Origin of the sequence: Pontibacter silvestris, from assembly GCF_020907275.1 — a bacterium.
GTDB classification, from domain to species: domain Bacteria; phylum Bacteroidota; class Bacteroidia; order Cytophagales; family Hymenobacteraceae; genus Pontibacter; species Pontibacter silvestris.
Genome location: NZ_JAJJWI010000002.1, coordinates 104,395 through 116,981 on the forward strand (window position 1 = coordinate 104,395; position 12,587 = coordinate 116,981).

The 12,587-nt window shown below is 42.2% G+C and carries 13 protein-coding genes; 9 read left to right on the forward strand and 4 right to left on the reverse strand.

Features of this window, described 5'->3' with window-relative positions:
* Nucleotides 1–31: 31 nt before the first annotated feature.
* The 9 genes from LN995_RS02170 (at nucleotide 32) to LN995_RS02210 (ending at nucleotide 9,029) form a co-directional block, all read left to right on the forward strand.
* Nucleotides 32–1,498, forward strand: coding sequence for a Gfo/Idh/MocA family protein (locus tag LN995_RS02170; RefSeq protein ID WP_229957949.1), 1,467 nt, complete (start codon nucleotides 32–34; stop codon nucleotides 1,496–1,498).
* Between the two features lie 98 nt (nucleotides 1,499–1,596).
* A complete protein-coding gene (locus tag LN995_RS02175) occupies nucleotides 1,597–2,163 on the forward strand; it encodes a gluconate 2-dehydrogenase subunit 3 family protein (RefSeq protein WP_229957951.1) in 567 nt (188 codons plus the stop codon).
* 155 nt (nucleotides 2,164–2,318) lie between these two features.
* On the forward strand, nucleotides 2,319–3,476 hold the full coding sequence (locus tag LN995_RS02180; RefSeq protein ID WP_229957952.1) for a Gfo/Idh/MocA family protein: 1,158 nt from the start codon (nucleotides 2,319–2,321) through the stop codon (nucleotides 3,474–3,476).
* A gap of 6 nt (nucleotides 3,477–3,482) precedes the next feature.
* Complete coding sequence (locus LN995_RS02185) at nucleotides 3,483–4,538, forward strand: sugar phosphate isomerase/epimerase family protein (protein ID WP_229957954.1); 1,056 nt, start codon at nucleotides 3,483–3,485, stop codon at nucleotides 4,536–4,538.
* Between the two features lie 28 nt (nucleotides 4,539–4,566).
* Nucleotides 4,567–5,037: a c-type cytochrome gene (locus LN995_RS02190; RefSeq protein WP_229957956.1), complete on the forward strand. Its 471-nt coding sequence runs from the start codon at nucleotides 4,567–4,569 to the stop codon at nucleotides 5,035–5,037.
* Between the two features lie 4 nt (nucleotides 5,038–5,041).
* Complete coding sequence (locus tag LN995_RS02195; RefSeq protein ID WP_229957958.1) at nucleotides 5,042–5,791, forward strand: 3-keto-disaccharide hydrolase; 750 nt, start codon at nucleotides 5,042–5,044, stop codon at nucleotides 5,789–5,791.
* A 23-nt stretch (nucleotides 5,792–5,814) separates the two neighbouring features.
* Nucleotides 5,815–7,101 (forward strand): nucleoside permease, encoded by a 1,287-nt coding sequence (locus LN995_RS02200; RefSeq protein WP_229957960.1) that lies wholly within the window; start codon nucleotides 5,815–5,817, stop codon nucleotides 7,099–7,101.
* A 26-nt stretch (nucleotides 7,102–7,127) separates the two neighbouring features.
* The gene (locus tag LN995_RS02205; protein ID WP_229957962.1) at nucleotides 7,128–8,015 is read left to right on the forward strand and encodes a hydroxypyruvate isomerase family protein; all 888 of its coding nucleotides are present in this window, start codon (nucleotides 7,128–7,130) and stop codon (nucleotides 8,013–8,015) included.
* 48 nt (nucleotides 8,016–8,063) lie between these two features.
* Complete coding sequence (locus tag LN995_RS02210) at nucleotides 8,064–9,029, forward strand: sugar phosphate isomerase/epimerase family protein (protein ID WP_229957964.1); 966 nt, start codon at nucleotides 8,064–8,066, stop codon at nucleotides 9,027–9,029.
* Between the two features lie 106 nt (nucleotides 9,030–9,135).
* Here the strand turns inward: LN995_RS02210 and LN995_RS02215 are convergent, their stop codons facing one another.
* From LN995_RS02215 to LN995_RS02230, 4 genes are all read right to left on the reverse strand, one after another.
* Nucleotides 9,136–9,753: a class I SAM-dependent methyltransferase gene (locus LN995_RS02215; protein WP_229957966.1), complete on the reverse strand. Its 618-nt coding sequence runs from the start codon at nucleotides 9,751–9,753 to the stop codon at nucleotides 9,136–9,138.
* Nucleotides 9,754–9,858: 105 nt separating this feature from the next.
* Nucleotides 9,859–10,266, reverse strand: a complete 408-nt coding sequence (locus LN995_RS02220; protein ID WP_229957968.1) for a T9SS type A sorting domain-containing protein — start codon at nucleotides 10,264–10,266, stop codon at nucleotides 9,859–9,861.
* Nucleotides 10,267–10,438: 172 nt separating this feature from the next.
* Entirely contained in the window at nucleotides 10,439–11,347 is a 909-nt protein-coding gene (locus tag LN995_RS02225) for an SMP-30/gluconolactonase/LRE family protein (protein ID WP_229957970.1), read from the reverse strand.
* A 26-nt stretch (nucleotides 11,348–11,373) separates the two neighbouring features.
* Entirely contained in the window at nucleotides 11,374–12,486 is a 1,113-nt protein-coding gene (locus LN995_RS02230) for an AMP-binding protein (RefSeq protein WP_229957971.1), read from the reverse strand.
* Between the last annotated feature and the right edge of the window lie 101 nt (nucleotides 12,487–12,587).

Sequence of the window (12,587 nt, forward strand, 5' to 3'; positions counted from 1 at the left end):
CAAATCCAAAACACATTATCCTGGTATAGCTATGGCAAAAAAGAAAAAAACTGGTTCATCGCAAGGCAAATCAAGAAGAGGCTTTCTGAAAGCAGGAGCGCTGGCAGCGGCTGGCTTTATGATTGTTCCACGGCATGTGCTTGGAGGCAAAGGGTTTCTTGCGCCGAGCGACAGGCTTGTTATAGCTGGTGTGGGAGTTGGGGGAAAAGGAGAAAGCGACATTAAGAAATTCTATGATAGTGGCAAAGCAGACATAGCCTTTCTTTGTGATGTAGATGACCGAAGAGCAGCTAACTCACGACAGCTCTTTCCAAAGGCAAAGTATTATAAAGACTGGCGGGAAATGTTCGATAAGGAGGCTAAAAATTTTGATGCAGTATCTGTCTCTACACCAGATCATAATCATGCTATAACAACCTTGGCTGCCATGCAGTTAGGAAAGCATGTTTATGTTCAGAAGCCTTTGACACATGACATCTATGAGGCCCGCATGCTTACAGAGGCTGCCAAACGCTATAAAGTAGTTACCCAAATGGGAAACCAGGGAGCATCTGGTGATGGGGTGCGTCAGCTGCGGGAGTGGTACGACGCAGGTGTAATCGGCGATGTGCATACAGTTTATTGTTGGACTGACAGGCCCGTGTGGCCCCAAGGAATTCCCTGGTCAGCCTCTAAAGCTGAGATTCCGAAGGAACTTGACTGGAACCTTTGGCTGGGCACTGCTCCTGAAAAAGATTACATCGATAAACTGGTGCCTTTTAACTGGCGTGGCTGGTGGGACTATGGTACTGGTGCGCTGGGCGATATGGGTTGCCATTTAATAGAAGCACCCTTTAGTGTGCTTAACCTTAAATATGCCAATGATGTGCAAGCCAGTGTAGGAAGTATTTATGTAGATGAATTTAAGCGTGGTTACTTCCCTGAAAGTTGTCCTCCTTCAAGCCACGTGACACTAACCTTTCCAAAGACAAACAAAACTAAAGGCAGGGTAACACTTCATTGGATGGATGGGGGCATACAGCCGGAGCGTCCGGATGAGTTAGGGCCGAATGAGATGTTTGGCGACGGAGGCAACGGTATTTTGTTTATCGGCACAAAAGGTAAAATGATGGCAAGTACTTATTCAGAAAATCCACGTTTACTACCGACCTCCCGTACATCAGAAATCAATGTAAAGCCTAAATTGGCCAGGGTGTCTGGTAGTGCCGATGGGCATTATGCACAGTGGGTGGAAGGATGTATAGCGGGTTATGGTAAAAAAGAGTTAAGCGCTCCTTTCGAGATATCAGGACCACTGACGGAAGCTTTACTCATGGCTAATCTTGCAATTCGGGGGTTTGATATTCGTAAACCCAAGGCTTCAGGCAACGGTTTTGACTATCCGGGAAGATACATAAAACTGTTGTGGGACAATGAGCAGATGCGGATCATGAACTTCGACGATGTTAATCAATTTGTAAAACGGGACTACCGTAGCGGCTGGGCACTTGGAGCATAATTTTAAAAGGGCTATATTTAATTATCATTCGTGAGTTAAAAGGCCTGCTTCGTCTATTTGAAATTATTATAAGTTATTAGTCTCTTACTAAAAACATTATGAACAGAAGAGAAGCTTTATCAGCAATAGGCTGGCTAATGGGAGGTGCAGTAATAGGTGCTGACCTCTTGGTTTCCTGTACGTCAAGACCATTACAGGTTAACGATTTATTTAATCAGGACCAGATTACTTTCCTGAACGAGGTGTCAGATACCATTTTGCCTGCTACCAGTTCTCCTGGTGCTAAGGACGCTAAAGTTGGAGCATTTATGGCCGTAATGGTGCAGGATTGCTATACTCCTGAAGACCAGAAAGTGTTTATGGAAGGAATTTCTCAGTTGGATGAGCAGTGCGAAAAGAAAAACGGTAAAAAGTTTTTAGAGTGTGATACGAAGCAGCGCACAGCTTTTTTAACAGCTCTGGATGAAGAACAGAAGCAGTATATGATAACTAAAAAGGAAGGTGATCCTAATCATTATTTCCGAATGATGAAAGAGCTAACCCTTTTAGGATTTTTTACTTCAGAAGAGGGGTCGACTAAAGCAATGCGTTATGTTGCTGTACCTGGCAGGTATGATGCCTGTGTACCTTATAAAAAAGGAGATAAAGCCTGGGCTACTTCATGACTAATTATAGGTTGCCTGTAGCAGATTTTCTGGAATGAAATCATCAATTTTAGTTATAGCTTATACGTTTAATGACTTCAAAATTAATTTAAAGCAGAATTTAAGCTAAAGCTAAGAATGAGATTGTCAATATGAAAAACACCTGAAAAATAAACATGTATAAAAAACTAAAACTTGGTATGATTGGCGGTGGACAGGGAGCATTTATTGGTGCTGTTCATCGTATTGCTGCCCGTATAGACGGTGAATATGAACTGGTATGCGGCGCCTTCAGCAGTAACCCTGAAAAGTCTAAGGCCAGCGGCGAACTGCTGGGGCTGTCGCCGGACAGAGTCTATAATTCATACCAGGAACTCTATGAAAAAGAAAAGCAATTGCCTGAAGAGGAACGTGTACAGGTCATAAGCATTGTGACACCAAATCACGTGCACTTCGAACCTACTAAACTTGCTTTGGAAAGCGGCTTTCATGTCATCCTGGATAAACCGATGACTTTCTCTCTTGCTGAGGCATTGGAACTTCGCAAAGTAGTTGAGCAAACTGATAGGTTGTTTTGCCTCACGCACACCTACACAGGTTATCCAATGGTGAAAGAAGCCAGGCAGTTGGTCACTTCTGGTAAGCTTGGTAAAATCAGAAAAGTATATGTGGAATATCCGCAGGGGTGGTTAAGCACCTTTGAAGAAGGAGGAGAGAATAAGCAGGCATCCTGGAGAACTGACCCAAAGCAAAGTGGTATAGCCGGGGCTATGGGCGATATCGGTACGCATGCTTTCAACTTGGCAGAATATGTTTCAGGGTTAGAGGTAGTGCAGCTTTGTGCCGATATTAATATTGTTGTAGAGGGAAGGCAGCTTGATGACGACGGTGCTTCTTTTCTGAAGTTTGATAATGGAGCGAGCGGAGTGCTTTTTGCTACCCAGGTTGCCGCAGGAGAAGAGAACAATATTAAAATTAGAGTTTATGGTGAGAAAGGTGGCCTGGAGTGGCAGCAGGATATAGCCAATACCTTGCTTGTGAAATGGCTTGATCGCCCGTCAGAAATTTACCGTACGGGCGGAGCTGGCGTAGGCTCTTTTGCTCAGCATAACACCCGCACGCCAGGAGGACACCCGGAAGGCTATCTGGAAGCTTTCGCTAACCTTTACCGTAATTTTGCTCTTTGTGTGAATGCCCGGCTGGAGGGTAAAACTCCGGAACTTGAGTGGCAGGATTATCCGGGTATAGAAGAAGGTGTACGAGGAATGGCTTTTATAGAAAATGTGATTGCCTCTGGTAAATCTGATAAAAAATGGACTGACTTCACTATTTAACAAACTATGACTACAATACAGGGACCAGCAATTTTCTTGGCACAATTTTTAGGTGACCAGCCGCCCTTCGACAACCTGGAATCTATCTGCAGATGGGCCAAAAGCATCGGCTTCGAAGGTGTACAGATACCAACATGGGCTACTAATTACTTTGATTTACAGAAAGCGGCAGAAAGCAAAACATATGCAGATGAGATAAAAGGAATGGTTGAAAGCCAGGGGCTACGAATTACGGAGCTTTCGACACACTTACAGGGGCAACTGGTGGCAGTTAATCCTGCGTACGATAAACTTTTTGATGGTTTTGCTCCTGAAGCGTATCATAACAACCCTAAAGCCAGAACCGAATGGGCTGTGCAACAATTAAAGTATGCGGCAAAAGCATCTCAGAACCTAGGCTTAACGGCTCATGCTACCTTCAGCGGATCCTTACTATGGCACACAGTTTATCCCTGGCCTCAAAGACCTGCAGGCTTAGTCGATGCTGGTTTTAAAGAATTAGCCGATAGATGGTTGCCTATCTTGAATGCATTTGACGAAGCTGGTGTAGATGTATGCTATGAAATTCACCCGGGTGAAGATCTGCACGATGGAATAACATATGAAATGTTCCTGGAGAAGGTTAACAATCATGCCAGAGCCTGTCTGTTGTATGATCCGTCTCACTTCGTGCTTCAATGCCTGGACTACCTTGCTTATATTGATCATTATCATGAGCGCATCCGCATGTTCCATGTTAAAGATGCGGAGTTTAACCCAAGCGGGAAGCAAGGCGTGTATGGAGGATACCAAAATTGGGTAAACCGTGCCGGCCGTTTCCGTTCTTTAGGCGATGGACAGGTAGATTTTAAATCTGTCTTTAGCAAGCTTACAACCTACGACTTTAAGGGCTGGGCTGTAATGGAATGGGAATGCGCTTTAAAACATCCGGAAGATGGGGCACGCGAAGGTGCTGCATTTATCAAAGATCATATTATCCGTGTTACCGAAAAAGCATTCGATGATTTTGCTGCTTCAGGTATAGATGAATCTCTTAACAAAGAAATATTAGGCCTAAAATAACCTTTCACTTAAGCACGTACTAATTTTAATGAAAAAGATCTTTTTCGCTGCTAGCTGCTTAGCTTTTATGGCAGCATGCAGCAGTAATACTAACTCTGAATATGACGGTTACTATGATGGTAACAATGCGACAGACAGTGCCTCAGGAGCAAATATCAGTGCCGCCGCAAGGCAATCTGATGTAGATACCAGCGTAAATAACATTGGTACAGATCGTACACCTGATGCCGCTGCTGACAATTATAAAAAAGGTGAAAACCTTATTGCCATGTCAGACTGCATGTCCTGCCATAAAGTAGATCAGAAACTTGTAGGTCCTGCTTATAATGATGTGGCTGATAAGTATGAGTTTAACGATAAAAACGTTGATTACCTTTCTCAGAAAATAATAAAAGGAGGCAGTGGTGTTTGGGACCAGATTCCTATGACGCCTCACCCTGACCTAAGTGAAGAGGATGCCAAAGAAATGGCTAAATATGTTTTATCTCTAAATAAATAACACCATGGTACGTTACATCTCCTCCGCATTTCTTATAGTTACAGCCCTTTCTTTTTCGTCTTGCCAGGATGGAACGGCAAAGCAAGATGGAGGAGATGCAACAGTGCCTGTGGTGGCAGAGCAGGATGACTGGACTCCTTTGTTTGATGGCTCTTCAACAAAAGGCTGGCATACCTATGGACAGCATACTGTAGGAAAAGCCTGGAAAGTTGATAATGGAACATTGCATCTCGATGCATCAAACAAAAAAGACTGGCAGACCAATGATGGTGGAGATATTGTAACGGATGAGGATTACGGCAATTTTCACCTGAAGCTGGACTGGAAAATAGCACCAAATGGAAATAGCGGCGTGGTCTTTTTTGTGAAAGAGGATACAGCCGCTTATCCTTTTACCTGGAGTACTGGTCTGGAAATGCAGGTACTGGACAATGAAGGACACCCGGATGCTAAAATTCATAAACACCGGGCTGGTGATTTGTACGACCTAATTGCTAGTGGTAAAGAAACAGTGAAACCCGCTGGGGAGTGGAACCACTCAGAGATTATCAGCAATAATGGAAACGTTGAACTCTACCTGAATGGAACAAACGTTGTAACCACTACGCTGTGGGATAACAATTGGAAAAAAATGATTGCCGAAAGTAAATTTAGCTCCATGCCCGCCTTTGGTACTTTTAAAACAGGAAAGATTGCTTTACAGGACCACGGCAATGATGTGTGGTACAGGAACATCATGATCAAAAAACTTTAATTAACTCAAGAAAGCTCAATAACATGACTTCAATAACCCGAATCAAACTATCAACCATGATGTTCCTAGAGTTCTTTGTCTGGGGCGCGTGGTTTGTTACGTTAGGAACTTTTTTAGGCAGTAACCTGAAAGCAACTGAGCTTGAAACAGCAAGTGTGTTCTCAACGCAGTCTTTCGGGGCTATTATTGCGCCCTTCATTATCGGGCTTATTGCCGATAAATATTTCAATGCAGAGAGAATTCTGGGAGTTTTACACCTGATCGGCGCCTTCTTAATGTACCAGATGTATCATTCTGATAATGTAGGCGCTTTCTACCCTTACGTGCTGACCTATATGATCGCCTTTATGCCAACGCTAGCCCTGGTCAATTCTGTTTCATTCAGACAAATGACTAATCCTGAGAAAGAATTCTCTGTGATCCGGGTTTGGGGTACGATTGGCTGGATTGTGGCAGGTTTGTCTATCAGCTACATATTCCATTGGGATTCAGCTCAAAGTATTGGAGAGGGTTTGCTGCGTAATACATTTATGATGGCAGGTGTTGCTTCTTTGATACTTGGTATATATAGCTTCCTGCTGCCGAAAACGCCTCCTGTAAAACAGCAGGATAAAAGCAGTTCTGTTTCTGACATTTTAGGGTTGGATGCCATCAAACTTTTAAAGAACAAAGACTTCCTAATATTCTTTATATCGTCTATTTTAATCTGTATACCATTGGCATTTTATTATCAGAATGCGAATCCGTTCTTGACAAGCGTCGGCCTTGATAACCCAACAGGGAAAATGACGATTGGGCAAATCTCAGAAGTAATGTTTTTGTTGCTGTTACCTGTGTTCTTCTCTAGGTTTGGCTTTAAAAAAACAATATTAGTAGGTATGCTGGCATGGGCAGTTCGTTACCTGTTGTTTGCTTATGGCAACGCCAATGAGTTATCTTTTATGCTAATTATAGGTATTGCCTTACATGGCATTTGCTATGACTTCTTCTTTGTGTCAGGCCAGATTTATACAGATGCAAGAGCAGGAGAAAAATATAAAAGTTCTGCTCAGGGGCTTGTTACATTGGCAACTTACGGTGTAGGTATGTTGATAGGTTTCTGGGTAGCTGGCTTTGTAAGCGAGTACTACAGAGGTGCTGGTACTGAGAGTTTCTGGCAAAGTGTATGGCTGGTGCCTGCAGGTATAGCGGGTGTGGTAGCATTGCTTTTTGTTTTGTTCTTCAAAGACAGGCCAGTACCAGTTGATGCTGCTACGGACAAACCTTATGGTATTGAGTCTGAAAGGCAGGAGTTGACAAGTTTACCATAGAACAAGTATTTTATCTGTTAATTGCCATGTCAAAAAATCAGAATCGCAGAGCTGTTTTAAAAGGCCTTTTTGCTGGAACAGCAGCTGTAACCACATCTGGTATGTTAAGCTCCTTTAGTACCACAGATAATGAAGCAAAGCCTTTCAGGTTAAAGGGCAATGTTAACCATGCTGTCTGCCGCTGGTGCTTTAATGATATGCCGCTGGAGGAATTATGTATAGAAGCCAAGAAAATGGGCATCAAAGCCATTGACCTGGTGGGGCCGCAGGACTGGCCGGTACTCAAAAAGCATGGGCTGGACTCTTCTATGTGCAATGGAGCGGAGATAAACCTGGTAGACGGCTGGAATAATCCCGAGCATCATGCCACACTAATTAAGAACTACTCCGAGATGATTCCGAAAGTAGCTAAAGCCGGTTATAAAAATCTTATCTGTTTCAGCGGTAACCGCAATGGTATGGATGACGAAACAGGGCTGAAGAATTGTGTGGATGGCTTAAAGAAAGTGTTGCCTCTGGCAGAAAAAAATAACGTTGTGCTGGTAATGGAACTGCTAAACAGTAAGGTTAACCATAAAGATTACCATTGCGACAGAACCTCCTGGGGTGCGGAGTTGGCAAAAAGATTAGGTTCTGAAAACTTTAAGCTGCTTTATGACATCTATCACATGCAGATTGATGAGGGTGATGTCATTAGAAACATACAAGACTATCATCCTTACATAGCACATTATCACACAGCAGGTGTGCCGGGCCGGAACGAAATTGACGAGACACAGGAGCTTTATTATCCAGCCATCATAAAAGCCATTTTGAATACTGGATTCAGAGGATATGTTGCCCAGGAGTTTATTCCAAAGCAGGAAGATAAGTTAGCATCTTTGAGAAAAGCTGTTCAGATTTGCGACGTCTGAGCCTATTATGATTTTAATTCCATATAACTAACTCTACAATAAGAACTAATGAATAAAAGAAGATCTTTCCTTCAACAACTAGGTATGCTTTCTGCTGGTTTTGTTGTGGCACCCTCTTTAATTTCTTGTGATTCAGGAAACACAACTACTGCTGAAACGGCAGCTACAAGCCAGGAGCCTACTAATGGTGGAGCTGGCGGTAAGAGTGCAGCTAACGACGTTATTAAAACTGTTGGCTTACAGCTGTACACCTTACGTGAGGTGTTGCCAAATGACGTAAAGGGTGGGATAGCTAAAGTGGCACAGGCTGGTTATCAAGATGTAGAAACCTATGGGTACTCCAAGCAAGGTGGCTATTGGGGCTTGCAACCACAAGCTTTCAAAGAGCTTTTGGATGACAATGGGTTAATCTCCTCCAGTGGACATTATGACTTTGGCCAGTACATGACTGATGGCAACACAGATGCTGTTAAGGCTTACATAGAAGCTGGTAACACAGTTGGACATACATATATAACTGTACCATATTTAGGAGAGCCGGTGCGGAGCAATGCTGAAGACTATAAAGCCATTGCTGATAAGCTGAACAAAGCAGGGGAGATGTGTAAGGAGGCAGGCCTGAAGCTGGCTTACCATAACCATAACTTTGAGTTCGACAAGTTTGGCGATACAACAGGCTATGAGATTCTTCTAAGCGAAACCGACCAGTCGCTTGTAAGCTTCGAAGCAGATCTTTACTGGTTTGTAAGAGCGGGCAAAGAACCTACCGCTATGTTTAAGCAATATCCTAACCGCTTTGTAATGTGGCATGTGAAAGATATGGACAAAAACTCTCCTGAGTTAAATACTGAGGTAGGCAATGGGAGCATTAACTACAACGAGATTTTTGATCAGGCTAAGGTATCTGGTGTTGATCGGGTATTTGTAGAGCAGGAGAACTTTGCCGCTAACATGGACCCTTATCAGAGCATTGGTCAAAGCTATCGGTTTGTAAAAAATACGTTAATGGCTTAATGGTCTTAACTTTACTTTTTGTTGTTTGATCAAAGCAAGCCAACATACAAAAGAAGTGCTTCCCCATGAGAAAAGTGCTTCTTTTGTATGTTAAATCAAAGCTCTGTTATTTACGTAGCACCCATGTAGTCATTGTCCTTTCCTCCTCTACTAAAACTGTTTTTAAAGGCTCCAGCCTTTCCGCCTTTAACTGGTGCTCAACTTCCTGCAATATTTTTTTATCTGCCAGAAACCAGGTTTTGCCGTGAGGCATTTGATAAAACCTATCCTGCAAATGATGAAGTTTCCCTTCTAAACCAATAGTGGTACTGAAGCGGCAAAATAGCATTCCATCAGGCTTCAACACCCTCCATAACTCTGTTACCATTTCCCGGAAATGATTCTCACTCTTTGCGAAATGAAGTACTGCACTACAAAGTACTACATCAAAACAAGCATCAGGATATGGGAGAGACCTTAAATCAGATACAGTAAAGTTTTCCTGAGGTAAATGAGGGGCAATACGTGCGGCTAATTCCTGCAATTCCTGAATTGCAACTTCTGACACATCTGCCCCGAAAACATCTAAACCAGCCTGTATAAGGTATTTAATGTTGCGTCCGTTACCGCAGCCGGCATCAAGTAAGCGCATGCCAGCATTAATGCGGCCTTTAAGTAACTGGTCAAACAGGTAAATATCAATATTAGCAAAGAGAGAAGACAGTTCAGAAAGGGAAGGAATCATGTTTTGTAGAATTTTATTTTATGAAAAGTAAGCTGCTGTAAGGCTTAATGGAAATATGTATAGGCAAAGGCTACATTAAAAATTGAAACTACAGCTTCATTCAACTTAATTACTGACTCTAAAGCGGCTCCAATAGGTTGTATCAGAAGTTCTGACTGTTACCAGATAGGTGTCAGGCTTTATTTTGCCAATGTCATAGTGCCAGCTTTTTCTTTTATTCCTGACTTTAAGAGGTTTCTGATAAACCACACGTCCTTTGGTGTTTGAGATTTCAAGTACTGCATCTTCGTTCAGATTCTGTTCAAAGTGTAGGTTATAATTTCCCTCCTTAGTAGGGTAAAGGTTAATTCCGGATAATGCCCCTGCATTTTCTTCTGGATCAGCAGGAATAATGTTTACTGTTAGTTCGTCGGCTTGATCTGGCCCTGTTGCCTGAGCTTTTGCGGATAAAGAAAAGATTGTAAACCCTAACCCAAATAAAAGCCGCAGCATGTTTTTTTGCTTCTTTTTCATCTTCTCATCATTTAATAAAATCTAAGAACGCATTTTTGATGCCACAATTTTAACGCATGTTACTATAGAACATAATTAGCTTTTATATTTAACTGATACTCATATTTTATAGAATTTAAAAAGCAAAGGCAGCCATAAGTTGGCTGCCTTTGCTTTACTAAATGTTTATATGCTAGTAAACTGTGTCATAGGCAACAATTCTATTATTATTAAAAGTAGGTACATATAGTGTACCGCGGTCTTCTGAGAAACTGATATCAGCAGCATTTATATTTCTACCCTTTGTATCAAGCACACGCCATTTTCGGCCTACTTCATTCACAAAATATACTTCACCATTCCAGTTAGAGACAAAGTAACCACCGTTACCTGCTCTGGCAATACCATCCGCAGAAGGTATTTCATCAGTCCAATTGGTGAAGTTCTTGGTTTCCGTATCTAAGAGTTTAACCGTAGAGCTACCAGAGAAGGCAACAATCATACGGTCTCCCTCCAGAAAAAGCCCATTGGGTCTCTTTTCTTTCATTTTATCCAACCAGATAGTTACACGACCGTTGCGCATAATATAAATGCGCTGTTGCTCTGTATCCGTCACAAAAACATTTCCGGCGTTGTCTACTACCACATCGTTGAGCATTTGGGCTTTTTCTGCCTGATAACGACCAAGCACAGCTCCTGTTTGTGTAGAAATAGCTACAATTTCATCTATGTCTGCTACATAAAGTACATTATTATGTAATGCCATCCCGTGTGGGTCGTTAAGCCCTGATACCCAGTAAAGCTCTTCTATTTCACCATTAGGAGCCAACCTGGATATAAAGCCGTCACCATCTTTGCTTGTACGGGTGTCTTTATTGATATTGGAAACGTAAAGTACATTGCGTTGTTGGTCTAACAGCACTGACTCAGGGGTTCGTAATGTATTATCAGAGGCCCATACTTCATTTAACTCTACAGGTGGTTTGCTTCTGAACAGGCCGCCGGAGCAGCTACTAAATCCAGCCATTAGGCACGCGGAGAGGAAAGTGTAAAACGTAACACGCATATTCATTTTAGTTGGTTTTGCATTATTTACGGTCATAGAAACACGCTGTTATGTTGTCATTTTTAAGTAGTTGCCAGACCTAACTTTTGCATGGTGCGCTGACGTAAGATTTTACCCGAGGCTGTTTCAGAAAAACTGCTGCTATAAAGTATTTGCTTAGGTACTTCAAACTTCTTCAGCATGGCGCGAAGGTGAGTTATTAGTTCCTGTTCAGTTTCTGGTGTCAATGGTTCGCCTTCAACGACAAGAATTATTTTTTCGCCTAGTAGCTCATCCGGTTGAGTGGCCACAAAAAATCGGGAAGCATTTTCTAAGATAGCCAGAGATTCTGCCACTGCTTTCTCAACTTTTTCCAGCTGCACTTTTATACCTCCTGTATTAATGGTATTATCTGCCCGGCCAATCCAGCGGAAGCGAGTAGGAGTAAGGAGTTCAACAAGGTCGTTTGTAATAAGCAGTTCATTATTAGTTACGTCGCCTTTAACTGTTAAACAGCCACGTTTATCTAAGCCAATTTTCAAACCATTCAGTACCTCATAATACTCAATAGGTTTGTTTCCATTCAGTAGGCGCAACGCTATGTGAGATGCTGTTTCCGTCATGCCATAGGTATGGTAAACGGGTGTTTTAATCTGCTGTATTTGACGAAGCAGAGAAGTGTTAACAGGAGCACCACCAACCAGAATTCCTTTCATGTTGCTGAGTTGTGATATACGATCCGGCGTGTCAAGCATTATTGTCTGAAGCTGCAGGGGAACAAAAGAACCAAAATCGATCTTCTTATCAGCAGGCAGAATAGCTAGAGGGTTGCTAACAGGATCAACAATATTCATTTCCATCTCTGCCATAAACCCACGAACCAACATCATCATACCTGCTATGTACTCTGTATTTAGGCATATAAGGGTACTGTCACCACTCTCCAGGTTTAATATTTTGATGGTGCGGCGGGCACTAAGCTCCAGTTGCTGTCGTGTTAATGTTATAGGTTTAGGTGTACCAGTAGATCCTGATGTTTGTATTGGGAACTCCTGAACACCATTTAACCAGTTACGGCAAAATTCTAACGTTTTTGCTTCATAACCATTTAAAGGAATGCTGTTACGGAAGGAATAATTTACTATTTCGTCGAAATGGAATTTCTTTCCGTTCAGTAGAAGAGTTTTTTCAGCCATAGGTTAGGTGATTATCATTTTTCAGCTAAAAGATGAAAATGATGTAAAATTTCTAATAAAGCAAGATTTTTACGACTTATAATACAAGCTTTGGTACATCT

Coding starts and splice junctions, on each gene's coding strand:
- LN995_RS02185 (WP_229957954.1), top strand. CDS start 3,483: ATGACTACAATACAGGGACCAGCAATTTTCTTGGCACAATTTTTAGGT.
- LN995_RS02170 (WP_229957949.1), top strand. CDS start 32: ATGGCAAAAAAGAAAAAAACTGGTTCATCGCAAGGCAAATCAAGAAGA.
- LN995_RS02230 (WP_229957971.1), bottom strand. CDS start 12,486: ATGGCTGAAAAAACTCTTCTACTGAACGGAAAGAAATTCCATTTCGAC.
- LN995_RS02215 (WP_229957966.1), bottom strand. CDS start 9,753: ATGATTCCTTCCCTTTCTGAACTGTCTTCTCTCTTTGCTAATATTGAT.
- LN995_RS02225 (WP_229957970.1), bottom strand. CDS start 11,347: ATGACCGTAAATAATGCAAAACCAACTAAAATGAATATGCGTGTTACG.
- LN995_RS02200 (WP_229957960.1), top strand. CDS start 5,815: ATGACTTCAATAACCCGAATCAAACTATCAACCATGATGTTCCTAGAG.
- LN995_RS02220 (WP_229957968.1), bottom strand. CDS start 10,266: ATGAAAAAGAAGCAAAAAAACATGCTGCGGCTTTTATTTGGGTTAGGG.
- LN995_RS02205 (WP_229957962.1), top strand. CDS start 7,128: ATGTCAAAAAATCAGAATCGCAGAGCTGTTTTAAAAGGCCTTTTTGCT.
- LN995_RS02195 (WP_229957958.1), top strand. CDS start 5,042: ATGGTACGTTACATCTCCTCCGCATTTCTTATAGTTACAGCCCTTTCT.
- LN995_RS02210 (WP_229957964.1), top strand. CDS start 8,064: ATGAATAAAAGAAGATCTTTCCTTCAACAACTAGGTATGCTTTCTGCT.
- LN995_RS02180 (WP_229957952.1), top strand. CDS start 2,319: ATGTATAAAAAACTAAAACTTGGTATGATTGGCGGTGGACAGGGAGCA.
- LN995_RS02175 (WP_229957951.1), top strand. CDS start 1,597: ATGAACAGAAGAGAAGCTTTATCAGCAATAGGCTGGCTAATGGGAGGT.
- LN995_RS02190 (WP_229957956.1), top strand. CDS start 4,567: ATGAAAAAGATCTTTTTCGCTGCTAGCTGCTTAGCTTTTATGGCAGCA.